We start from the raw sequence: 25,682 nt of genomic DNA on the forward strand, positions 1-25,682 counted from the left end.
TAAAACCTTATTTATTCAAAAAAACAACTATAATTTAACTTGTAAAGTTCTAAAAATAATGTTTTCTACTTCTTCTTAAAACAAGACACTTTACTTACTCTAAACACAACCTTAAGTACTGTCTAGTTTTGGTCTAGTTAGGCTTTACACAACACAACTACTAACCTATAATCAAAATATTAGATTAGGACAAGACAACCTGAGATTTGGAACATTATAATTTTAGATTTTAATTCAACTTTGTATTGTAAATATAAACAACATAAAAGATGATACAAAAAACAGCTATTATTACAGGAGCTAGTCGAGGTTTAGGAAAAAACATGGCACTCAGTCTTGCTAAAAATGGAATAAATATAATTTTCTCTTATAAAAGCAATGAAAAAAAAGCTAAGGAAGTTATTTCTGAAATAGAAGCAATTGGACAAAAAGCCATCGCTTTTCACTTTGATGCTAACAACTACAAAAGTGGACAAGAATTTATTACAAAAGCTACAGACTATTTAAATAAAAGAAATGGTAATTCTAATTTTGATTTTCTGATTAATAATGCAGGTACAGGAACTTTCAATTTGATCTCTGACACTACAGAAAATCAATTTAATGAAATGATAAACATACACCTAAAAAGTGTATATTTTCTTACACAGAAAGCATTACCTTACCTAAATAAAGGTGGAAGAATTATTAATATATCTAGTGGTTTGGCTCGTTTTAGTTTACCTGGTATGTCTGCCTACGCTATTATGAAAGGAGGTATAGAGGTATTTACAAGATACTTAGCAAAGGAACTAGGTACACGTAAAATTACAACAAATGTTATAGCCCCAGGACCAATAGCCACTGATTTTGCTGGAGGAAGTAATCGAGATAATCAAGAAAAAAGAGACATCATAGCTAATAATACAGCATTAGGTCGCGTAGGTGAAGCTGATGATATTGGTGGAACTGTAGCTTTTTTATGCTCTGATAAAGCAGGCTGGATTAACGGACAACGAATTGAAATATCTGGAGGGATGTTTGTCTAACATTATTTTTATATTTTTATAGTGATGAAAAAATTAAAACATTTTAAAAAAGTTAGCGATTACCATAAACTAGCAAATATAAATGCTCCCGAACACCCATTAATTAGTTTATTAGATTACAGCCAAGTAAAGTATCCTAATGAGGTTAAGAGTTTAAAATGGAGACAAGATTATTACACCATAGGATTAAAACGAAATGTTGCTCATAAATTTTTTTACGGTCAACAAGAATATGATTTTGATCAGGGACTCATGACTTTCTTTGCACCAAATCAGGTAATGAATTTAGAAAAAAATCCAAACATTAATGATAATAATAAACCATCAGGATGGTTATTATTGGTTCATCCAGATTTTCTATGGAATTCAACTTTATCAAAAGAAATAAAAAACTATACTTTCTTTGGTTACACTATAAACGAAGCTCTTTTTCTTTCTGAAAAAGAAGAACTAATAATTATAAATCTTTTAAATAATATAAAACGCGAATATGAATCTAATATTGATAAATTTAGTCAAAAGATTGTTATTTCACAGTTATCATTACTGCTTAATTATGCAGAGCGATTTTACGAAAGACAATTTATAACTCGAAAAAAATCTAATCACCTAGTATTAACTAAACTAGAAAAAATTTTATCAGATTATTTTAAAGATGAAAGGTTAATTGAAAAAGGTTTGCCTTCAGTTGTATGGGTAGCCAATAGTCTAAATCTTTCCTCTAATTATTTAAGCAGCATACTCAAATCACTCACAGGGCAAAGTACACAGCAACATATTCATAATAAATTGATAACAGAAGCCAAAGAACAATTATCAACCACACTACTTCCAATAAGCCAAATTGCTTACCGTTTTGGATTTGAACACCCAGCGTCTTTTACTAAACTTTTCAAAAACAAAACAGAAATGTCTCCTTTAGAATTTAGAAAGTTATTTAATTAAATGAATAAAACTAGCTCTCCCTAAAAAAGCACCTTTTATACGTCTACTCTTTTAATTTATATTACTCTTTATAAACTTTTCTATAAAACCATTGTCTGTCTTTAAATTATAAGATAAATATGCAGAATATGTCATAAAACTGTCCAATGACAGACTACATACTAGAGATCAAAGTATGTACATTGAATTTAGACCAGAAGAAGGCATAATTATTGGAAACAATAATAGAGATACAACCAATCCTATTAATGCCACTTTCCTTGTAGAAACAAGATTTACTTATGAAATTGGAGCTTGGATTTATGTTGAAGACTTAAGAAACCCTGATAAAGCTTCTCCATCCGATTTAAGATTTTACTACAGTCTAGGGTTTCAGAAGCAACCCCTAATTTTATCACCAATTTCTCCACAGTAAATAAGGTATAAATACATACATTTTTTCTGCTAAAGTAGAAGTATCATTTATGTTAAGAAGTCTTAATGCCCCCTACATAAACACTTAATTTTTATGGGGATAACATGGCAGTTTACAAACTAACAAATAGTCCATAAATTTTTGTTTTAAATTAATTTACCAACTTATTGAAGCTACTAGGTTTATTCTTAAAGGTTTTTCTATTTACTATGGTTTCTTTTATAAAACGACGGGGTTTGATTTGTAAATTTTTTAAATTGTCTATGAAAAAACGGAACTGATTCATATCCACAAGCGAAACAAATTTCCCGCACAGACCAATCTGTATCCATCAACATTCTTTTTGCTATATTTATTTTATACTGATTTAAAAAAGTAAAAAAAGGTCTTCCCATTATTTTACTAAAAAAACGAGAAAAAGACTGTTCGGACATGTTTAATAAATCGGCTAGTTCTTGTAATTGTATCTTTTTATGATAATGTTTTTCTACATAATCGTGTACTTTTCTAATTCTAGAGCTGTATTCTGAAGGTAAATCATCAATAAAGTTTTTTTCAGAAAGCTCCCTAAACTCTAACTTAGATAATAAGACCAATAAACTTTGAAGTTTCAAATACAAATCAGTACTTTCTAAAGTCAATAATTCTTTTAAAAGTAACGCCACTTCAGAAATATTTTCCTTTTTAAAAAGAATCCCTTTAGAAGCTGCTTTTAACATTTTAAAAACACCGTCCATTTCTGGTACTTTAGCATAAATACCTTTGTTCCACTGAATTACTAATGAAGAAGATTCTGAATCAATTGTAGAATTATTTTTCCAACAGTGCGGTACATTAGATCGTATTAAAACCAATTCTCCTTCTGCAAACGGCCCCACATAATCACCAATAAACTTTGTTCCTTTGCTTTTTTCTATGAATGTTAATTCATGCTGAGGATGAAAATGCCAAGGCGCATCAAAATCACTTCCAGAATATCTAAAAGCAATAATTGATCGATTACTATCTAATGGAACTTTTTCAAATTTTGGCCTCATAATTGTCTATTATATTCAACAAAACAGTTGTCAACAACAAATATACAACATAATAGGGTACTTTATTGTCTAGATAAGGCATTCTATAATTTCTTAATTATATAATCTTTGGCCCCAGATAAATGTCAATTTAATATATTATGAAAGCAAGCGAATTTCCAGACGCATTTAAAAAAGCCAGACAAGAAAAAGGGATTGGTAAAATGGATGATCAAAATGATCCAGTTACCATGGTTTTACGTCATAAAGAAGTGCGAAAATGTGCACATCAATGGCAAAATTTTCAATCTGGAGGTGAAGAAGTTGGACGAATTGTAATTCCTTCTGAAGTTGCTATTAGAGATACCAGGCAAATTCCTTTTGAAGTAGATCCGCCGCAACATAAATCGTTTAGAGATATCTTAGATCCTTGGTTTAAAAGACCTTTAAATGAAGATTATGCTGCAAAAATTGCAACTATTATAGAGGAAATTGTTGAAGAGTCATTAAAAAATAATGAAGTTGAAGTGGTTGCTGATTTTGCCTTAAAATTACAATCTAGAGCGTTAACCTTATTATTAAACATTCCGTATTCTGAAGCCGATTTATGGATTTCTTGGGGAACACACGTTTTTAGAAGTGATGATTCTGATTTAGATGCAGACAAAGCCAATATTTTATATGATTATATTGACAATCAAATAGACCTTGCTATTGAAAACCCAAGTGGTAGTTTGTATTCTGTACTTTTAAATTCTGAAGTTAATGGTAAAAAAATGACCAAAGAAGAAGTAAAAGGTGTATTAATTTTAACTTTTGCAGGTGGTAGAGATACGGTAATTAATGCAGTAACAAACTCAATTGCTTACTTTTCTGAACATCCAAAATCTTTGGCAGCTTTAAAAGAAAATCCAGCAATGATTAACAATGCTGTAGAAGAATTGGTACGTTATTTTACTCCATTAACCCAAATGGGTAGAGTGGTTACCAAAGACACCCAAGTTTGTGAACACGCTATAAAAGCAGACACTAGAATTTCTTTAAACTGGGCTTCTGCAAACAGAGATGAAAATGTATTTGAAAACCCAAATGAAGTAGTTTTAGACAGAAAAGTAAATCCACATGTTAGTTTTGGCTTTGGTACACACAACTGTTTAGGAGCAACCCATGCACGTCAGATTTTAAGAATATTGTTGGCTACTTTATCTCAAAAAGTAAGCTCAATAAACGTAATAGAAACCAAAGAAAATATAGAAAATTTAGGAGAGTTTAAAAGAAAAGTAGGTTTTGATGCTCTTAAAGTAACATTTAATAAATAATAGAAAATGGCAAAAATAACATTTATTACAAGCGATAACGAATCAATAACTGTAGAAGGAACTTCTGGTTCTGTAATGGAATTGGCAGTAAATAATAACATAAAAGGAATTGATGGTGATTGTGGTGGCGTTTGCTCTTGTGCAACCTGTCATGTACATGTAGAACCTGAGTATGTTTCTAAAACAGGACAAGCAGAAGAGCTAGAAAATGATATGTTAGAATTTGATGATTTAACCAATGAGTTCAGTCGTCTTTCTTGTCAAATTCAAGTGAGTGAAGATTTAGATGGTGTTGTTTTTAAAGTTGCTAAATAAATTTTGATGTCGGCTACAGAAAATCAAATTTGTGTTGTTATTGGCGCAAGTCATGCAGGTGTTAATTTTGCTTTTAACCTAAGAAAAGTAGGTTGGCAAGGAGCAATTATATTGTTTGATTCAGATGCAAACACACCGTATCATAGACCGCCTTTATCTAAATCGTATATTATTGATGGTGATTTAAATAGCAATCTTTTAAAACCGCTAGAGAGTTATCAGAATGAAAAGATAACCTTAAAATTAGGAGTAAAAGTGACGTCAATCAATAGAGATGAAAAAACCATTTCTATTGAAAACGAAGGTCATCAAAACTATGACAAATTGGTAATTGCAACAGGAGCAAGACCTTTTATTCCGCCTATTGCTGGTATAGAAACTGCTACTCATTTATTTCCGATGAGAACTGCAGATGATGCCATCGCTATTAAAAGTGCCATTGATACTTCTGAAGAAAAAAATATAGTAATTATTGGTGGAGGTTATATTGGTTTAGAAACTGCGGCTTCTTTAAAGAAAATAGGTGCAAATGTAACTGTTTTAGAAAGAGAAGAACGAGTTTTGGCAAGAGTTACAGCACCAATTATGTCCGATTATTTTATGGAATTACATCAACAAAATGATGTAGAAATTCTAACCAACAAAAATGTAACTTCTATAGAAACAGTTGGCAATGTAAATACTGTTTATTGTAATGACAATACTTCCTTTAAGGCTGATATTATCATTGTAGGTGTAGGTATTAGAGTAAATACAGAGCTTGCACAAAATGCTGGTTTAGATATTGAACAAGGAATAAAAGTAAATGAATTTGCTAAAACCAATGATGAAAACATCTATTCTATTGGCGATTGTACTTTTCATTACAACCCGCATTACAAGAGGTTTATGCGATTAGAATCTGTTCAGAATGCGGTAGATCAAAGTAAAGTTGCAGCGGCATCTATCTGTGGTAAAGAGATTATATATGACACCATTCCTTGGTTTTGGTCAGATCAATACAATATAAAGTTACAAATGGTTGGTTTGGCTACTGGTTATAACGAGGTGCTACTTCGAAAAGAAGCAACTGAAAACACAAGTTTTTCTGTGTGGTACTTTAAGGATGATGAGTTGTTAGCTGTTGATGCTATTAATAACGGAAAAGCCTTTGTGTTAGGAACAAGATTCATCAAAGGAAAACAAAAAATTAATAAAACAAAATTAGTTGATGTTTCAATACCAATGAAACCAACAACATTTTTATAAAAAATAAAACTATGAGCATACAATCTAAGTCTGCAATTGCAAAAGGAGACGGTTCTTTTATTATAGATACCATAACTATTGAAGATCCAAAAGGAGACGAAATTATTGTAAAGATAAAAGCTGCTGGTTTGTGCCATACAGATCATGATTCTCTACATTGGGGAAAACCAATTATTTTAGGTCATGAAGGTGCAGGAATTGTTGAGAAAATTGGTAAAGATGTTACTAATTTTAAAGTAGGTGATAAAGTTATTTTAAATTGGGCAACACCTTGTATGAAGTGTTTTCAATGTCAAGAAGGCAACCAGCATATTTGTGAAAACAACTCGCCAGTAACTGCTGGTGGAAACGGATATACACCCGGACACGCACATTTAGAAGGTTCTAAGTGGAAAAACAATCCTATAGAACGTTCCTTTAATATTGGCACCCTTGCAGAATACGCTTTGGTAAAAGAATCTGCTTGTGTACAATTAGAAAGCGCAATGCCAATGGCTTCTGCTAGTATTATAAGTTGTGGGGTAATGACGGGTTATGGCTCTGTTGTAAATTCTGCACAATTAAAAGCAGGAAGTTCTGCAGTAATTTTAGGAACTGGTGGTGTTGGTTTAAATGCTATTCAGGGTGCAAAAATATCTGGAGCTTCAAAAATAATTGCGATTGATATTAATCCTGAAAGGCTAGAAATGGCAAAAAAGTTTGGTGCTACACATACCATTTTAGCAGATAAAAATGATATTGGTTTGTTAAAAGCATCCGAAGAAGTTAAGAAATTAACAGACAATAGAGGTGCAGATTATGCATTTGAATGTACTGCAATTCCTGCATTAGGAGCAGCACCTTTAGCCATGGTTAGAAATGCGGGAACTGCTGTACAAGTTAGTGGTATTGAAGAAGAAATTACAATAGACATGAGTTTGTTTGAGTGGGATAAAATATATATGAATCCTTTATACGGAAAATGTAGACCTCAAATAGATTTCCCTAAATTGGTAAACTTATATGAAAAAGGCGATTTATTATTAGACGAAATGATTACTAGAACCTATCCTTTAGAAAATTTACAGCAAGCATTTGATGATATGCTAGCAGGTAAAAATGCAAAAGGTGTAATCGTTTTTGATTCATAAATAATACTATTCTCTATCTTATGAATTTAAAAAACCACGTTTTAATAGTCATTTGTTTCTTTATTTTTACACTAAATTTTAGTGCACAAATAAAAGCGCCCGAAGGAAAAAAATGGACTATCATCAAACATCTTTCGGATGAATTTGATGGAAAAAAATTAAATAAAAGCAAATGGATTGCCGATCCTGAAGGGCATCCAGATTTTGGTTGGATTGGAAGACCGCCTGCGCTTTTTAAAGAAAGTGCTATCACTCTTCATAAAGGACATTTAGAAATAGAAGTTGGAACCTTAGACAAACCTTTTACAAGTAACAAATACAAGACACCTGCGGTTTATAAGTATTACGGAGGTATTATTAGAGCGTCTAAATCCATCTCTTATGGACATTATTTTGAAGCCAAATTTAAAATGAATAAAACAGAAATGGGGGGTGGTTTCTGGTTGATGTCTAAAAATATTTGTGATTATAAACACGAAATAGACATTACAGAATCTGTTGGTTCAATTTCTCCTTTGGCAGAAGATTGGGGCAAAAAATGGAATAAAATTATGCATTCCAATACCATTCACAGAAAAACTGCGTGTAATGAAGCCAAACGCAGTCAAAGTGTAATGTATCCAATGGTTAAAAATTCAGAGAAATTTTATACGTATGGTTGTTGGTGGAAAAGTCCTACAGAATTACTGTTCTACTTAGACGGAAAACACGTGTATACTATAAATCCTCCTGTTGATTTTGATCAAGAATTATTCCTTCATTTTTCCATAGAAAAATACGATTGGAATGCAATTCCTAAAGATGGAGGAAAAGTAGCTAGTGCTTCAAAAGAAGACAGAACAACCTATATAGATTATATCAGAACCTATAAATTAGAAGATAAAAATTAAATTTATTATAAATATGAATATAAAAAAATCAATTTTAGTAATTGCTTTCAGTAGTTTTTTTAGTTTTATTTCTGCACAAGAAACCACATTATTAAAGAACTGGAAATTTACAAATTATGATTATGGTGCTGCTTTTCAAGAAAGTTTTGATGATTCAAAATGGGAAAATGTAACAGTGCCTCATGATTGGGCAGCAGTACAAGATTTTAATTTTGCACACGATGTTCAGTTAACAACTGTAATTCAGGATGGTGAAACCAAACCAAGATATAGAACTGGTAGATCTGGTGCGTTGCCTTACGTAGGCATTGGTTGGTACAGAACAGATTATGCGATTACTGCTTCCGAATTAAAAGAAAAAGTACAAATTCTATTTGACGGAGCTATGAGCAACGCCAAAGTATACGTTAATGGCAACTATGTTGGTGAGCGTCCTTTCGGATATATTTCTTTCTATTTTGATATTACAAAATTTCTAAAACCTGGCGAAAATTCAATTGCTGTTCGTTTAGAGAATTTTAATAGTCAATCTAGATGGTATCCTGGAGCAGGTTTGTATAGAAAAGTTTCGATTATTAAAACCAATAAAACCCACGTTAAAACTTGGGGAACTTTTGTTACTACACCTGTTATTGCAAAAAGACATGCAGAAGTGCATGTAGATGTTGAGGTTTTAGGAACTGGAAATTACACAATGGTAAATGAAGTAATTTCTCCTGAAGGAAAACAAATCGATAGAAAATCTAAAGAAATTACAATTCAAAATAACACAAAAATTACTGAAAACTTCAAGGTTTCTAAACCTAAACTTTGGAATTTAGAAACGCCAAATTTGTATCAACTTAAAACATCAATTTTAAAAGAAAACAAGGTGGTTAATACCTACACAACGTCTTTTGGAATAAGAAGTATTCGTTTTGAAGTAGATGGTTTTTATTTAAATGATAAAAAAATAAGATTTAAAGGTGTAAACATGCATCATGATTTAGGTCCTGTTGGTGCGGCTTTTCATAAGGAATTATTTATGCGTCAAATGAAAAAAATGAAAGAAATGGGTGTAAATTCAATTCGTTTTTCTCACAATCCTCCTGCTCCAGAAGCGTTAGATATTTGTGATAAAATGGGAATTTTAGCCATTGATGAAGCTTTTGACGAATGGCAAATAGGAAAAGTAATGAATGGGTATTCTAAACATTTTGATAAATGGGCAAAAACAGACTTAACAGATATGATTTTACGAGATAGAAATCATCCAAGTATTATTATGTGGAGTATTGGTAATGAAATTTTAGAACAATACCAACACGACCCAAATAACATTACAAGTTATTTAAACAAAATTGTAAAAACTGTAGATACAACCCGTGCCACAACTGCTGGTTTTAACTCTGCTGTAGGAGCTTTAAAAAGCGGAATGGCAGAAACAGTAGATGTAGCGGCCTTTAATTACAAACCAGGTATTTACAATCAAATAAGAAAAGAATATCCAAATTTAAAGTTTTATGCAAGTGAAACTGGAGGAGCAGTTAGTGTTAGAAACAGTTATAAATTCCCGGTTGTTTTTGATACACTTCAAACCAAAAGAGGAAATTCTTTAAACACAAAAACGTATAAAGACGGTGCTCCTGGAAATTATGAAACTACCAATGTTCCTTGGGGATACCCAGCGTATAAAGAGTTTGCTGCACAAGAAAAAAACACAAGTGTTTATGGCGAATTTGTTTGGACAGGTTATGATTATTTAGGAGAACCTTCTCCTTATCACGAAGTAAAAGCTAGAAGTTCTTATTTTGCACCTGTTGATTTTATTGGTTTAGAAAAAGATAAATTCTATTTATATCAAACACAATGGAATAAAAAGAAAGATGTACTTCACTTTTTTCCTCATTGGACTTTACCTGCTATGAACGGAAAAGAAATTCCTGTAGTTTGTTATACTTCTTATGAAAAAGCAGAATTATTTGTAAACGGAAAAAGCTATGGCATTCAGACTAAAAAACCATTAAAAAACCAGTCTTACCAAAGTAATTCTATTGAAAAACAGGCTTCTGGTGGTGGTAATTGGGATTTATTTAAAGCCTATGCCATTGTTTGGGATAATGTAGTTTATGAACCAGGTGAAGCAACAATAGTTGCTTACAACAAAAAAGGTAAAAAGGTGGCTGAAGTAACAAGAGTTACTGCTGGTGCTCCTCATCACATAGAAATAAAACCAGAATTAACATCTATTAAAAATGGAGAAGTGGGTGTTTACATTGTTTCCGTTTTAGATAAAAATGGTAATTTATGTGTAAATTACAATGATAATATGAAAATTCAGGTTAAAGGTGCTGCTGTATTTTTAGCCGCTGGTAATGGAGATCCAACCAATTTGCAAAACTTATCGAAACCAGAAAGAAAATTCTTTAACGGACAAGCAGCTATTTTTGTAAAATCGAACGAGAAAGGAGCCGTAAATGTTGCTATAAAATCTAAGAATTTAGAAGGAACCAACAATTCATTAATTATAAAATAAATAATGATATGGCATCAAGCTTTAAAACTGTAGAACTTTCAGATTCTGTTTTCGAATCTCAAGGATTAAGATTTTTAACCGTAAAAACGCCTAATTTAAAAGGTAGAGGAGACATTTGTTTGTATGTACCAGAAGTTGATAATATAGATAATTTACCTATTTACATTTTACTACACGGTGTTTATGGAAGTGCTTGGATTTGGGCAATGAAAGGTGGTGCTCATAAAACCGCTAAAAAGCTGATGGAAAATAAAAATATAAAACCTGCAATTATTGCAATGCCATCAGATGGACTTTGGGGTGATGGTTCTGCTTATTTTTCTCATCATCAAAAACAATTTGATAATTGGATTGTAAGTGATGTGATTACCGCTGTTAAAGAAAACATTCCAGAAGCTAAAAATTCAACGGCAACTTGTATTGGCGGTTTGTCTATGGGAGGTTACGGAGCATTGTCTTTAGGAGCACGATTTCCCGAAAAATTTAAAGCCATTTCTGGTCATAGTTCTATTACAAAATTAGAACAAATGCAACTATTTACAGATGATCCTTTAGAAACCTATTTAAAAGAATCTGTTACTCCAAACGTAATAGATTCTTTTATAAAAAATAAGTCTCACTTACCTCCTATCCGTTTTGATTGTGGTGTAAAAGACAGCTTATTTTCTGCTAATAAAACACTTCATAACGATCTTTTAAAAGAGGGAATCCCTCATACTTTTGAAGAATTTGAAGGAGGACACGAATGGTCTTATTGGATTAAAAACGTAGAAAAATCATTCCATTTTTTTGATACTTATTGTAAAAAAGAATAAAATCTTTTTTTAGAAATAAAACAGACACATTCTTTATAAGAACTTGTCTGTTTTTTTATTCCTTCTATTGCAAGAATTATAGCTAACCTTCCCGTTTTTCAAATAGGGAATACATTGTTTTAATAAATACTTCTTTATCTAATTTGAACCATTTACTTTCCTGAAATAGGTAGACTAAAAACTCATCATTTATAAATAGTCACTTATGAAAAAACAACACTAGCGAAAAAAAGTTAGCACACTAAACTACTATTTTACAAAAACTTAAAACAGTATCAAAAACTGAACTCGAACTAGTAACCTTCGGGTTATGAGTTCAGTTAAATCGTTGATTTACTGAATTTTAACCTTTTTATTATTTAAATCGTGTTCTAAAACGTGTTCAGTCTAGTTCAGATTATTATTGTATTATTCTTGTTGCAATATAGTGATTTTTTTGAAACCTAAATAATCTACTAACATTCTGGCATTTATTAAATCACCACGTTTAAACAAAATCTAAAAGATCTGAATCAATAAACTGAACCTTTGATGAATTATAATAACTACTAATAACAGAATGATTTAAATAAACACCTTTCTTACATACCATTTTTATGCTAGTCATATTTTTAATATCTACAGAAAAGTAGTTCGCTTATTTTCTTAACCAACCTAACAATAAATCGTTCTCAATTTCCCATACTCCATTTTTGTGAATCAACTTAAAAGTTGCTCTAGACATTCTACCCACATTTTGCTGAACAATTTCAATCTCACTGTCACTAACTTTAGATACAATTGCAACATGACCGTATTTATTAAATCTATGACCATCCATAATTACTAAATCATTTACTCTTGGCTGAGATTTACTTTTGTTAGAATATTGCGTAAGATTTCTTGCTGTATTTTTTTGCCCATCTTTTAACCCATGATTATAAAAGTCTTTTGCATGTCCAAAGGTGTTTGGCATTTTGTGACTTAAATGATCATAATAATACCTTTTTACAAACTCGACACATTGCCATTCTAGACCATAATTATATCCGTCCGTAGCCTTATGTCTAGTGTTTTTACCTTGATGTAAATAGACTGGAACATTATTAAAGGTATCTATAATTTCATTTCCTTTTTTATCATACGATCTATTACAACTTATAAAACAAGAGCTTAATATCAATAATAAAATAATCTTTTTCATACATAAGAAATTTAATCAATAACACATTCTAAAAAAACAGGTAAATGATCGGATAACATTCTTGCATATTTTAAATTATCACATGTTTTAACAAAATCTAAATGATCTGAATTAACAAATTTTACTTCTGCTGAATTATAGTATATATTATCAATAAAATGGTTTAAATAAACACCATTCTTACAAGACATTTTTAAGGTAGTTTTTTTATTTTTAACAGCGCTTTTAAAGCCTAAACCATATAGATCATCCCACACCTTATGACGTTCATTTAAATTAAAATCTCCAACAATAAAAATATTATTCGTATTTAACCTTTCTGGATAATCTTTGAAAAATTTAATTTCTTCTTCTGGATGATCATCGTGTTTTCTTGAATGAAAGTTGACGACATAAAATGGAGTTGATCCTTTTTTAAGTTTAAACTTACCAATAAATGGTTCTCGAACACATTTATCTTCTAAATCTTTATCTAAATAAGCTTTTTTGAGTAAGCTAACTATTGATGTTTTCCACAAATAAGCATATCGTTCAGACATGTATACTGAGGGACTTTTTGTAGGATTACTAATTTGATAACTCCATTTACTTCCCATTCTATTTAACTCATCTACAATTTTAGCTACTGCTTGTGCTCCTGCGGGGTCTTTTGCAACTACTTCCTGAATGGCTACTAAATCAAAATTTCTTAAAATTTTAGCTATTTCAAGAATTTCATTTGAATTCTTAGTTCTACCTAAATCTTGGATGTTCCAGGTTATTAAAGAAAAACTTGGTTTTCTTGTAGAGGTATTAAAAGAATTTTCTTTTTTTTCTCCCCTTATTGATTGTGTTATTACTTTAGTATTATTTTCGTGTTGTTTCGAGCTTTTGGATTGACAACTAAATATTAAAAAAAAAACAACTGTAAAACTATATTTCAATAATCTAAATCCCATTTAAAATCTCTGTATTATGCGTAAAACGGTTATGCTCACTTCCTTTAAACCAATCTAAACTAACCCAATAAGAACCATTTATTGATCGATAATCAAAACCGTTTAGATACCGACTCTTCAAATCTCTTTTATTAATTTCAAATTCTGCAAATGCATGACCTGAATCTCCATCAAAACCACCAACTACTCTCGATTTTAACCCTATCTGTCTAGCAAAAGAGGCTAATAAAATTGCATAATCATCACAATCACCAGAATACTTTCCTTGGTATTTTAATGAAATTGTTGCCTCGGCAGATCTCCAAGTATCATGACCTGTGGCTGGATCAAATATATAATGCCATTCCTTTTGTACATGCTTTTTCATTTTAGAAATTTGATCTAACTGAGAACTAGTCGCTCTTAACTTTATCGTTAACTCTCTAACTTCTTTTAACACTAACCCTTCTACCTGTATTAAATTTCCTTCTGCCTTCGGAATTTTATTTTTAATCAACTCACTATTGATAACTTTTTTCTCTTTTGGAGTTACAACATCTTCAATTTCAATTATTTTTGGTGCTATATCTTTTATAATTGTATTTGGTTCTGGGATTGTATTTTTTTTACTTCCTTCCTTTTTGGCCATTGCAATAATTTGTGCTCTCCCAGACCTTGAACAACTTGTACATGACGATGTTAGAACTAGTAGCAACACCATAACAACACTTAAAATCAATAGTTTAAAATTCATTCTTTCTAATTAAATAACTTGCCAAAAAAACTCTCACTTACTTCCTCTTTTTGTTCTTCCTTTAAAGGCACTTCTTTCTTATGCAGAAACTTACCTACCTTAGAGGTTACTTGAATTGTAAAGCGTCTATTATTGTTCTCATTAAGTTCATCTCTTGATTGACTAAAATAACCACTACCTGCAATGATAACTTCACATTGGCTTCCTAAACTTCTAAAATCAGCTCCTTCTTCCCTCCAATAATTGTATAAGGATAGTGCACGTTGATAACTTAACTTATAGCCTAAATTGGGACCATCTTTCCAATTGTTATTGTACCTCTGAGTACTTCCTTCTATTATTAACAAATAATCTATTGTTTTACTTGTATCAATTATACTTTCAATTTTATCATATAAGTTTTTTCCTGCTTTAGATATTTCATTTCTTTTATTTATTGGAATGTCATTTAAATTTGAACTATTAGGTCGAAACCTAGCATCAATATTTAATTTATACCTTTTATTTTCCTTATCAAATTGATAGTAGGTAGTATCTAAACTTTCAATAGCCTTTTGAACATTTTTAATTTCCTCTAATTGTTGTGCTTGTGCCTCTAAAATACCTTGCTTAGATTGTAAAAAGGTAAATGATACTATATATAAAACCAACATAACGAAAAATAGACTCGTCATTAAATCTGCATAGCTAATCCAAAAAAAGCCTGATTTTTTCATTATCTATTTTTTTGACTGATTTTCTGTTTTTGGAATTATTTGAATTGAAAACCTTTTATTGTTACCCTCCTCTTCATCCCTGCACAAGCCATTAAATCCACTTCCACAAATCATAACCTCAACATTATATTTTCTAAAATCAATAGACCTTTTTTGCCACAGATTATATACAGCTAAAGCTCTTTCATAACTTTTTTTATATCCCCATAAATCATTAATATTAATACTCTTATCTAACTCATTAGCCATATTACCTTCAATTACTAATAAATAAGATTGATCAGGGTTACTCTCTTGCATTTTTTTTAGAAAGCTCTCTAAAACCTCACCTGCCTTAACAGTTACTGCTATAAATTCATTCTTAATAACGGTTTGTTTAGATTCAAAAATCTGTTTACCAATCAGATCTCTCGCCACAAATTTCTTACATTGATCTAGGTAAACAAAATAAGGGCTATCTTCTAAAGGTTTAAATTGCTCTTCAATTTTTAACAATTTATTTAGACGTTGAATTTCAATATTTAACTGTTTTTCCTTATTTTGTAATGAGCTAATTAATGTAGAATTATTTTTAAACAAGTCTTCATTTTCTGTAATAACACGTTCATTTTCTTTCATTTTAAATTGGAGAAAATTAATAGTAACTACAAATAGCACTAACATTATAAAAAACAAACTTGTCATTAAATCTGCATACCCCACCCAAAAGAAATTAGACTTTTTCATTAGTTGATAAAATCTAAATACCTTAATAAGCTAAACACACCGAATATTATTATAACGACATAAGTACCAATCTGCAATCCTGGTAATAACTTTTCTAAAGTTGATTTTTTCTTTTCTTTAATCTGATGTATAGAAATTGGACTATTATTACTAGTAATTTGATTCCCCTCTTTTAATGCCAAAATTATTTCTTGGCTATTTCTATTAAAAGCTCTAGCTAAATTTGTTTCCAAACTTTCCAAACGAGTGTTAATAACATTTAATTGACTTAGTTTATCAAGTTGGTCTAATTTATTTAATTTCTCAAATTTTGGTGTGCTGTTTTCAAACGCTACTTCGGTTCTTAGAACCTGAGTTTCCATAGCTTCTGTAAATTTCTCTATAGAATGAGTAAAAGCTGTTGAAAGTTTTGAATCAAAACTAGCAATTGCTCCATTAAATGAATTAAACTGTTTTTCTGTTAATTCACCTAGCTTACTTACTGCTGTTGACATTCTAGAATCTGCATTAGCTACAGCTTCATTTACAGCATCTCCATATTGAGAAAATGACTGAATATGAGTATTAAAAAATGTAGTTGCGGCATTACTTTCTTCAATATTATTTTTAATACCTTCTAAGACAACATTTATATTTTCTGTAGTTGAAACAAACTTTTGTAATTTATCAACAAGATCTGAAGTTCCTTTCATTGAACTGTTTAACTTGTTGTAATAATTTGCGAAATTTGCAAAAGAATCCATCATGTCATCAAGCTTAGTAAATATTTCAACATTTGCTGATGTGATTTTAGAAACATCTAACTTTCTAATATCTTGAATTAATTGCTGCTCTCTTTCAACCGTATTAGAAGTCGTGCGAACAATATTGTCTAAATGAGAAATTGAACCCGATGTACTTCTTGCAAAAACATCCAATTTATCGGATAAAATAGCAACCTCAGGCAATTTACCTGTTGCCATTTTTGGCATCAATTCAGACTGTAACTTAGACAAAAACTCACTCTTCTCTTCATCTGCCTCAACCTGAGCATCTTTAAAGATTTTTATAGAAAATACGGTTGTAATAATTAGTCCTATTACACTTGCAGACATTGCCCATTTAACACCATTAATAAGAGGCTGAATTGCATTTAAAGCATCACTATTAGCATCAAAATTAACAGAAAAAAGCCCTATAATAATACCTAACATAGTAGCAGCTAACCCTAAATATAAAGGTGCTGGTATTCTATTTTCAATTTCATTCTGAGATGTTTCTGTATGCTTATCTACAATATCTTTTATTAAATGAAAATCTATAGTTGCTCCTTTATTTTTAATCAAATACACATTTATGTATTTCACCATTGTAGCCAACACACGACTTTTATTATTATATTCTAAATAGGTAATATTTACAACTCCCTCTCCTCCTTCATACGTTAAAATATCAGAAACTTCTCCAGACTTAAAAACATCTTTTGAAACCTTTTTTTGAGTAATAACAGGCAGATCCTCAAAATCGAAAATTGCTTTGTAAGCTTTAATCTTAAAATATAAATCTCTAGCAATTATAATCTGAAAAATTACAATAGAGATTATTATGAGCACTTCAAATGATTGGTACATAATTTTAAATAAATTTAATTCTTATTTTAGTTTTTACTACCCAATCTTCCCCTTCTAATACTACATCACCTTTAGCTATTACTTTTATTTCTTTTGTAGATGAACTGTATGCATTTTCATAATTACAAACAGGTTCTAAAAAAGTATTTGGAGAATTTAAAGCTCTAGAAAGGTCTGCTGTCTCTATTAAACTGATTGCTCCTTGATTTGTATTACTATCAATTTTAGCTAAATATAATGAGAAAGGCACTTGCGTTTCACTTACATCTTCATTTGAAAATCTGTTATCTTCAAAAGGTGAAGGGAAGTATATTAATTTTGTTAAATCTTGCTGGCTTTTAGTAACATTTAAATTTCTAGTTAAAGACTTTTTATCTTCAACGGGGCTATCATTACGGTCACTTTTAAAACTATTTTTAGTTGAATTTAAATCATTTAGTAATTCATAATTTTGTTTTTCTAATGATCGAATTTTACTGTTTAATAATTCAATATTTCCGTTAAATTTAGACTCCGTATTATGATCTACTTGCACTCTTCTAAGCCTTTTCTTATCTTCTTTTTCTAAAACTTCTAACTTTTTAAAAACTTTTTTCAATACAATAATTAAAAAAAGTATTAATAAAAGTGATATCACCAACGCTACATAAACAATTATGTTTAGTAAACTTGATTTTTCTTTATTAGTGCTGGTTAGTGTAGGTGATTTTTCATCATAGACAACTTCTTCTACTTTTAGAATTTCTTTTTCCTTTTCGATAATATTAGGTAAGAATGAAGTGTATTGGACTTTAATAGCTTCTCTCCGTTTAGTTTCACTTACTTTAACAGGAACAAAAGATATATTCTCAAAACTATTCATCGTTAAACTATTATCAACAAGTTCTTTCCTATAGTTTTCAAACACATTCTCTCTAGTCCTTTTCCAACCTTTTAACAAAAGACTACTCACTTCTTCTAAATCTACGTTTTCTAAATATGAATCATAGTCTTCTTTTAACTTCGTATAAGTTTCTAATTCTTGATTTCTTTTAGCGTTTTTTTGAGGCCACCCTTTTAAATCTTCCATATAGGCAATGGTTAATTTAACCACTGCCCATTTATTTACTTTTTTGAAAGAAGTAATACGATCTTGTTCTGTTTGTCCATAACTATTATTAATAAACAAAAAAACAACTATAAACAACCATCCAATTTTTCTCATATCATCAATTGATTATTCGTTACTAATTTCATTTGCTAATTCATTCAACTTCCCAATAAGAGGAAAAAAGAATAAGGTTTCACCCAATGGATCTTCTTCAGTTGAATCTGATTTTAAGTTTTCGATACCTTGCATTTCATAATCTAGAAGATCTAATGATTTTATTTTGTTAAATTTTTCTACAGATTTATTAGAAATATCAAAACTGTCTTTAAAATTGAGTTCTGTCATTAATTTATTAAAAAGCTTATAAAACTCTTCTACATTGTTAACAACACCTTTCAAGTAATCTTTAGATAAATCTTTATATTTAATTGTAGTTTGTGATACTGTGTTTAACTTTTGAATAACAGTTTCCTTGCTCCCTACATTTACCTCTATCAATTCTGTGTGATTTAGGTTATCTATTTTACTATCCATATAGAAACCTCCTTTACAAGTCACTTCTTTAGGATTATCACTTCCTTTAACAATAATGTTTACATCATCCTCTTTAAAAACATTATTAAAGATAGCTTCAAAAAGTCTTTTTAATGAGCTATATTTTTTTGTGTCTTGATCTAAAATTTGGATTGTTTTTGACCCTGTACCACTGAATACAATATTTCGTGGGGCTTCTAAATTTTTAGCCTTCATTAATTCAGCTATATGATAAATAATAGACGAATAGAACAACAAAAAGATAATCTTCAAATCACTATCTCCTGCTAATTTTTCAGAAAAATTTAGATTATTTAATTTCTTATCTTTTATGTTTTTATTTTCATCTAATGAAAAGAAAAAATTGATTAAATCTTGTGATGTTTGATTTTCATTAAATAATTTTTCTAAAATTTCTACCTCAGCTTTTAGATCATTTTGAATTAAAATATCTTTAAACTCCGAATAATATTTATTTACAAAACCATTACTATTAATATTCCCGTTAAATCCATCTCCAAAAATGGAGTTTCCAGCAAATCTAAATGAAGAAATTAATTTAGGCTCTCCATCTGCATATATCATAATGTCCGTAGTTCCACCTCCAATATCAATTGACACTGATGGTCTTGCCATTGCCATTAGACCTTCTTTTGCTTTGTAATAATAAAAAGGAGCTACACTTTCAGGATAATCAATTAAATTGTTTTCATTTATGCTATTTCCAAAAACTTTTTTAAAGCTCTTTTGCCATATTTTTCTTAACCTTCCTAAATGTGCAGAAGACATACTTACAGGATAAAACCAGGTAACTTTAGTGTTACTAATGTTTCCATTGTTACTTAACACCTTCCCTTTACATAACAATAAAAGTTCTTCAATATAATGTGCTAACCTTGCATTATCCTCTACTTTATTATTGGCCCATTTTAAATCTGTAAAAGCCTTTAAGTATTTTCTAATAGCCACTTTTTCATAATCAAAAGCAGCATTGGCATCTGCAAAAACAAATGTAGGCATGCTATAGTTTACATCCTTATTCTGAACTAAACAGGTTCTAAAAGGTGCGTTTCGCAATTCATTTTCACCAAAATACTTACTTATTACTTCTTGTTTTAAATGTGATTCTCCATCTAAGATAGTTCTTATCGCTTCACTTCTTTTAGGAGTATCATTAGGCATTAAAAAAGCTATTTGCATGTCTTTTTCCGAAATATCAAATGCTTTTTCACTTCCCTGACCTTCAATTTTATATTCTATATGAGAATTTGTCGTTCCAAAATCAATTGAAAACTCGTAATCATCACCACCCTTTCCATTATAGTTTGACCAAGTTGGAATTAAATAATTCTCATAATCTCCATATTTAATTAAAATTGTGTCGAAACGATCTTCCACAATAGTCTGTGTAGTTATGTATGGAACTACTGATCTTTGTTTTTGATGTACAGAAACACTTTCATTCTTTTGTTTGGAATTAAACACCTTCAAATTTAAGGTATTCCCATTTTCTGGCATTACATCTGCTAATCCTAAAGCATACGTAATATCTACTTCCTCACTAAAAACAAATGGGTAAATAGAAAAAGCAAATGGCTTTTCTACAATTTTACCTTTTTTAGGATCAGTAGCATCATTAGGGTAATAAATTTTTGAATACTGAATAACTCCCTTTTTAATTGGTATATTAATTTTTATCTCTACACTATCTCCAGCTCTAGAATTTAGCTCAATCATATTTTTATTTAAAATATCATCAACACTGAAATAATCAAAAAATCTTTTTGTAAGTGGTAATAAGTATTTATTTTCTCCAACAGTAAAAAACTTACCCTTATCTATTTCATAAGGTAACTTAATAATCGTATTTGCTAAAAAGTCATTCATTGTTAAATAAGGATACAAATCTCCTTGTTCTGGCAATGTTCTTTTAGATAAAGGTCTAGAATCTTCTACAGGAACAATTGTAGTAGCATTCCATGAATCTAAAGTATATTTATATCTTAAATTTAATGGCTCAACAGGTAAAACCAATGGTTTATACCCTTCATTTACTTTGGTTGTTACAATGGTTAAATCACTATTATCTTGAATTTTTATAGGATCTAATACATATTGTTTTAACAACAATCCTCTAATCACCTCTATAGGTTGTCCTACTTTCCCGTTAAAAAACACATTAGGCAAAGAGTCTAAGTACTGGTCAGTATTAATATTCATTAACTCATTGTAAAAAGCCCCATCTATACTATGAATCTCTTCAAAAGACTTTATTAAATAGCTGTTAAACTCAGGGAATTTAGAATTAAAATTAGTCGTTTTAGATAATGCGTACAAATACTTTACATATTCTTTATCTCTTTTATATAAAGGATGTAAACCTTCATCGAGCATCGTGTCATTTCCAAACTTAATATCAATCTCCGTTGCGTTGGGAGCGGCAAAAAACAAGGTTCTTGGAGATGTACCTCCAATAATTATATGTTTGTATTTTATTATATAAATTTTATCAAAATCATTAAAATTATATTGAAGAGCATCTTGTTTTAAAAACAAGTCGAGCGTATTGCCTAAATGTCTCTGTTGTTCATTCCCACTTAACAACTTACTTAAACTTGTTGTTTTATCCCATGCAATAAACTCTAAATCGTCTTTGTATTTATCGTAATTAAATATAATCTGTCCGATATCTAAAGCATCTGAAATTAACTTATGATTGTCTGAGGCTACAGCCTTCCCCATCTTTTCAATTCCATCTAATTGACCACTATTTCCAATAATGTTAAATGCTGTTCTAACTAGATCAATTCTCGCGAATGGACTTGGAATAGATGTTGGTAACTTCTTACCATTTCCACCATCTGTATCTATACTATCTATTAATGCTGCATTAATTGGTGTTGATGCAAACCAATCGTTAATTAAAGCACCTTGATTATGTATTCTAAAAACTTTCTTTCCCATCTTTTATTAATTTAGAATGTTATTAAGTTGTTCTGTTAAAATGCTATCAAATACTTTAATAAAACGTTCTTCTTCTCTTATGTTATTAAGTTTCCCTCCATTCACTAATTTATGCGCACTTCTAATCAAAAGGTCTCCTTTAGCTCTGTTTCTCGAAAATGTACTTCCACGGGAAACTTCGTTTCCTATTATAAAATCTAACAAGGAATCATGATCTTGATTTTCATGAAAAGGAGTAAATGAGATTTCATTCGTTTGCATCTCATCCATCCATTTTTTAAAATAATTTAAAAATGGAATGAATTCTATTTTATAAAAATCTGAATTATAAAAGTCTTTCTCAATACCACTTTCACCATTATACTTTCCTGGAGATTTCAATAACTCATCCATAGATTTTTCAATAAACTTATCAAACAAGTACATTTTAGACAACGGTACTCTTAGCTTATCCTTAGCGTCCTGCCCTAAACTGTCAAATTTCAATTTTGTGCCACCATCTTCTACCCCAAACTCTTTAATTGTAATTTGGTTATTTTGAGAAATAACAGGTACACTCTTCACAAAATCAACAATAGCCAATGCCCCTGCCAATTCAACAAAATGTGCATCATTTTTTTGATCTGCCTTTCCTTCTGCATATTTCATATTGTTATTAGCTATGTCACCGATATGATAAAATGAATTCAACATATCCTTGTTATTAAAAATAGCATGTTCATAATAACTTAATGCTGCTTTTGCTTTTCCAAAAAATGTGGTAGAATCAATCTCTTTTTCATCATTATTACCATCAGACACTTTAAAGTATGGTAAATAAGATATGGCTCCAATAGTTGACTTACTAATTATATCAGAATTATGTCTATTAGTATCATTAATTCTTAAGTTTTTTAATAACAAAGGAAACCCAGAGGCTCCTGTTCCTCCAAAAATGGAACTGATAATAAAGATTGCGTCTCCTTGATTAAAAGAATTTGAAAATTCTTTATACTCATCAGAATCTACAATTTTATTTAGAACAACACTTCCTATATTAGGGTTTCCTTTGAAACCAACAGTCATGTCTGCCTTAATATTTTCTTCGCTAAATAGCAAATCAATTAGTGCTTTATTTTCATCATCTAAACCATTATAATCTATAGATTGACCAAATTCTTGACCACTACCATCTATACCAAACTTAAAATTGTTACTTAAATTCGGACTATTTTCATTTGTAAGCTGAATCAGTGTCTTTATTTTAGTTCCAAACAGATCGTTTTCACTACCTGCTTTACTTACAATATTTTGATATTTTGTTAAAATATCTGCAGTTCTATTCAAATCTCCATTTGCGGTATCTGGATCAATTATAATTGGCACAACTGTATCAAAGTTATTTTCTAATTTTACTCCAGAAGCTAACAACATTGTTAACGCTTTTATTACTCTAGAACCAGTTCCTCCAATTCCGAAAACATATAATTTTGCCATAATTTAAAAAGGGTTATATCTATTATTAGTACTTACTAGTCTGAATGGAATTACTGATAAAATAATCGATAATACAAGCGCATAAACCAACGTGATTACACTCATTTGGAAAATAAAATAATCTGCACTTGGCTCACCACTTTCACCCGTATAATTTCCAATATATTGAATAATCTCAAAGTTATTATAAAGTATAATTGATGTTCCTGTGTATGATATTATCATTACCAATAGTAAGGATAAAAACCATTTTAACTTAGAACTACTAACTGGGTCCCAAAACTTATAAAAAACAGTCAATGTAAGGATAGGAACTATGATTAACACCCATCCTAGTTTACCATAATCTTGATTATTAAACACCATACCAGATAACTCTTGATAGGTATTCCAATCAAACAATCGGTCATAAAGGGTTGCTACAATTTCATTCATCATTTTATTAAGCTTTAATATTTATTTTTAATTCAAAAAAATTATTTTTATTATTTACTTTTTCATAAGCTTTTGAGATACCATTCATTAACCGATCAAAAGCAAATGTAGAAGAACTGTCCTCTTTTATTTCACAATCATTCTCAGAGCCAGTTTTAGAAATCCATGATGGAAAATTTATATCTAAATTCACTTTAAGGTCTCCGTATATTTTTGACTTAGCTTTTACGACTACAATATGAGTAAAATTCATATTTCCTTTTTTATTCAGGTTCTGAATCCATTTGTAGGTGTGACTATTTTTTGATAAATCTGCAATGGTTTTTATTTCATCGACTTTATAACCTGTATTATTTTCAATAGAATAATTTAAAGGATTTATTAAATAGTTACTAGGAATAGAAAGACTAGAATAATCTACCGCAACACCAAATTGTAAATATCTATCTTTAAGCAGTAATCCACTTTTTGTAAATTTCTCAGCATCTTCAATCTCTGTTACATTATATAATTGACTGGATCTCTTTACGGTATAATCTCCTTGCTTCTCTTCTCCTTTTGTAAGTACTGAATAATTTACTTTTAAATCTTTTGTAATTAAAAACCTAGCTTGTTCTTTATACCCTTCTAAATCTTTAATAATTACAATTTCATTAAGAGCTTTATTTATGACTGCTTTGTTTCCGAACAAAATGATATAATAAGGTCTTTCTAGATCTATCTGTGTGCCTCCTTTTTTCTTACAACTTTCTGAATAATATCTACCTTTAAAGTTCGATGTCATTTTTAGAACCACCGTTTCTAATTCATTGTACTTAAGTGCTTTTTTAAAAGCATCTTCTATATCAATCTCTACTAAAGCAATATTCCCATCTTTCATGGAATAAATTCCATCAGTAATAACAATACTTAAATTATTCCCTTTGGCATTTTTAATTGCATTGGTAAAAATAAATTTGTGATCAGAATTCCCTATTCCTGTTGTCGCAATCTTTTTATTAGCAATTTTATCTTTAAGATTGGTTTGCGAATATTCTTTTGTATTTACAAAATATGTAGAAAGACTATCCCCATCTGCATTAAGTAATATTCTTCTAACAGTTTGCTGAAAATTATCTCCATTTAAATATCCATTCATGCTCAATGAATTTTCAAAATAGAAGTTGACTTCTGTGATATTTACCTTTTGCTCAACTTTCTTATTGATTAACTTATTGGTAACATTCTTATTTGTTGTTCGATTAATTTGCTTATCCCGTTTACAACTAGTGCTAATAAATAGGTAAAAAAAGAGAACAGTTAATATTTGGTAAGTTTTTTTCATACAATCAGTTTTTAATAAACAGTGCTTATTATTATATAATTTTATTTTAAATCTAACTTTTATAAAAATTGAGTTCACAAAACACAATAGAAATTTCACTTTAATTAAATCATAAAAAAACATCTAACTATCTAGATAGAAATACATCATTAATACAATTAGTTTGATAGTTAAAACACTTTTAAAAGCTAATCAACATCCTCAAATACTTATTGCCTAAACCACAAAAAAAATAAACTAAAACTTCACATAGAATATTAAATTCTTATGAAGGATAAACAAAACTAAATGAATAAGACGTGGGTTCATTACGGCTT

The 25,682-nt window shown here is 29.9% G+C and carries 22 protein-coding genes; 10 read left to right on the forward strand and 12 right to left on the reverse strand.

Going from position 1 to position 25,682, the window contains the following annotated elements; all coding sequences use genetic code 11:
• The first annotated feature begins 269 nt into the window (after positions 1-269).
• From WHD07_RS08420 to WHD07_RS08430, 3 genes are all read left to right on the forward strand, one after another.
• A complete protein-coding gene (locus WHD07_RS08420) occupies positions 270-1,028 on the forward strand; it encodes an SDR family NAD(P)-dependent oxidoreductase (protein ID WP_343330825.1) in 759 nt (252 codons plus the stop codon).
• A 24-nt stretch (positions 1,029-1,052) separates the two neighbouring features.
• Complete coding sequence (locus WHD07_RS08425; RefSeq protein ID WP_343330826.1) at positions 1,053-1,973, forward strand: helix-turn-helix transcriptional regulator; 921 nt, start codon at positions 1,053-1,055, stop codon at positions 1,971-1,973.
• Between the two features lie 175 nt (positions 1,974-2,148).
• A complete protein-coding gene (locus WHD07_RS08430; RefSeq protein WP_343330827.1) occupies positions 2,149-2,388 on the forward strand; it encodes a hypothetical protein in 240 nt (79 codons plus the stop codon).
• A gap of 200 nt (positions 2,389-2,588) precedes the next feature.
• Here WHD07_RS08430 and WHD07_RS08435 read toward each other — a convergent pair whose 3' ends face one another.
• Entirely contained in the window at positions 2,589-3,425 is an 837-nt protein-coding gene (locus tag WHD07_RS08435; protein ID WP_343330828.1) for an AraC family transcriptional regulator, read from the reverse strand.
• Positions 3,426-3,565: 140 nt separating this feature from the next.
• On the opposite strand from WHD07_RS08435, the gene WHD07_RS08440 reads away from it, so the two are divergent.
• From WHD07_RS08440 to WHD07_RS08470, 7 genes are read left to right on the forward strand one after another with little or no spacing between them, the layout of a single operon-like run.
• The gene (locus WHD07_RS08440; RefSeq protein WP_343330829.1) at positions 3,566-4,723 is read left to right on the forward strand and encodes a cytochrome P450; all 1,158 of its coding nucleotides are present in this window, start codon (positions 3,566-3,568) and stop codon (positions 4,721-4,723) included.
• A gap of 6 nt (positions 4,724-4,729) precedes the next feature.
• Complete coding sequence (locus WHD07_RS08445; protein ID WP_343330830.1) at positions 4,730-5,038, forward strand: 2Fe-2S iron-sulfur cluster-binding protein; 309 nt, start codon at positions 4,730-4,732, stop codon at positions 5,036-5,038.
• Positions 5,039-5,044: 6 nt separating this feature from the next.
• The gene (locus WHD07_RS08450) at positions 5,045-6,286 is read left to right on the forward strand and encodes an NAD(P)/FAD-dependent oxidoreductase (RefSeq protein WP_343330831.1); all 1,242 of its coding nucleotides are present in this window, start codon (positions 5,045-5,047) and stop codon (positions 6,284-6,286) included.
• Between the two features lie 11 nt (positions 6,287-6,297).
• The gene (locus WHD07_RS08455; RefSeq protein ID WP_343330832.1) at positions 6,298-7,416 is read left to right on the forward strand and encodes a Zn-dependent alcohol dehydrogenase; all 1,119 of its coding nucleotides are present in this window, start codon (positions 6,298-6,300) and stop codon (positions 7,414-7,416) included.
• A gap of 20 nt (positions 7,417-7,436) precedes the next feature.
• Positions 7,437-8,306 carry a glycosyl hydrolase gene (locus WHD07_RS08460; protein ID WP_343330833.1) on the forward strand — a complete coding sequence of 290 codons (870 nt, stop codon included), beginning with the start codon at positions 7,437-7,439 and terminating at the stop codon, positions 8,304-8,306.
• 13 nt (positions 8,307-8,319) lie between these two features.
• Positions 8,320-10,821 carry a glycoside hydrolase family 2 TIM barrel-domain containing protein gene (locus WHD07_RS08465; RefSeq protein ID WP_343330834.1) on the forward strand — a complete coding sequence of 834 codons (2,502 nt, stop codon included), beginning with the start codon at positions 8,320-8,322 and terminating at the stop codon, positions 10,819-10,821.
• Between the two features lie 8 nt (positions 10,822-10,829).
• Complete coding sequence (locus WHD07_RS08470) at positions 10,830-11,636, forward strand: alpha/beta hydrolase (protein ID WP_343330835.1); 807 nt, start codon at positions 10,830-10,832, stop codon at positions 11,634-11,636.
• A 637-nt stretch (positions 11,637-12,273) separates the two neighbouring features.
• On the opposite strand, the gene WHD07_RS08475 is transcribed toward WHD07_RS08470, so the two are convergent.
• From WHD07_RS08475 to WHD07_RS08525, 11 genes are read right to left on the reverse strand one after another with little or no spacing between them, the layout of a single operon-like run.
• Entirely contained in the window at positions 12,274-12,819 is a 546-nt protein-coding gene (locus WHD07_RS08475; protein ID WP_343330836.1) for a CHAP domain-containing protein, read from the reverse strand.
• A gap of 11 nt (positions 12,820-12,830) precedes the next feature.
• A complete protein-coding gene (locus tag WHD07_RS08480; protein ID WP_343330837.1) occupies positions 12,831-13,757 on the reverse strand; it encodes an endonuclease/exonuclease/phosphatase family protein in 927 nt (308 codons plus the stop codon).
• Positions 13,747-14,490 carry a transglutaminase-like domain-containing protein gene (locus WHD07_RS08485; protein WP_343330838.1) on the reverse strand — a complete coding sequence of 248 codons (744 nt, stop codon included), beginning with the start codon at positions 14,488-14,490 and terminating at the stop codon, positions 13,747-13,749. Before WHD07_RS08485 ends, WHD07_RS08480 begins: the two co-directional genes overlap by 11 nt.
• Positions 14,491-14,495: 5 nt before the next feature.
• Positions 14,496-15,206 (reverse strand): hypothetical protein, encoded by a 711-nt coding sequence (locus WHD07_RS08490; protein WP_343330839.1) that lies wholly within the window; start codon positions 15,204-15,206, stop codon positions 14,496-14,498.
• Between the two features lie 3 nt (positions 15,207-15,209).
• The gene (locus tag WHD07_RS08495) at positions 15,210-15,932 is read right to left on the reverse strand and encodes a hypothetical protein (RefSeq protein ID WP_422897654.1); all 723 of its coding nucleotides are present in this window, start codon (positions 15,930-15,932) and stop codon (positions 15,210-15,212) included.
• Positions 15,932-17,542, reverse strand: coding sequence for a hypothetical protein (locus WHD07_RS08500; RefSeq protein WP_343330841.1), 1,611 nt, complete (start codon positions 17,540-17,542; stop codon positions 15,932-15,934). Before WHD07_RS08500 ends, WHD07_RS08495 begins: the two co-directional genes overlap by 1 nt.
• A gap of 4 nt (positions 17,543-17,546) precedes the next feature.
• Positions 17,547-18,746 carry a hypothetical protein gene (locus WHD07_RS08505; RefSeq protein ID WP_343330842.1) on the reverse strand — a complete coding sequence of 400 codons (1,200 nt, stop codon included), beginning with the start codon at positions 18,744-18,746 and terminating at the stop codon, positions 17,547-17,549.
• Between the two features lie 12 nt (positions 18,747-18,758).
• Entirely contained in the window at positions 18,759-22,130 is a 3,372-nt protein-coding gene (locus WHD07_RS08510; RefSeq protein ID WP_343330843.1) for a hypothetical protein, read from the reverse strand.
• A gap of 6 nt (positions 22,131-22,136) precedes the next feature.
• Entirely contained in the window at positions 22,137-23,606 is a 1,470-nt protein-coding gene (locus WHD07_RS08515; RefSeq protein WP_343330844.1) for a hypothetical protein, read from the reverse strand.
• Positions 23,607-23,609: 3 nt separating this feature from the next.
• Complete coding sequence (locus WHD07_RS08520; RefSeq protein WP_343330845.1) at positions 23,610-24,044, reverse strand: hypothetical protein; 435 nt, start codon at positions 24,042-24,044, stop codon at positions 23,610-23,612.
• 4 nt (positions 24,045-24,048) lie between these two features.
• Complete coding sequence (locus tag WHD07_RS08525) at positions 24,049-25,179, reverse strand: hypothetical protein (RefSeq protein ID WP_343330846.1); 1,131 nt, start codon at positions 25,177-25,179, stop codon at positions 24,049-24,051.
• Positions 25,180-25,682: the final 503 nt, after the last annotated feature.

The sequence above is a fragment of the Polaribacter staleyi genome (assembly GCF_038024045.1).
Classification (GTDB): domain Bacteria; phylum Bacteroidota; class Bacteroidia; order Flavobacteriales; family Flavobacteriaceae; genus Polaribacter; species Polaribacter butkevichii.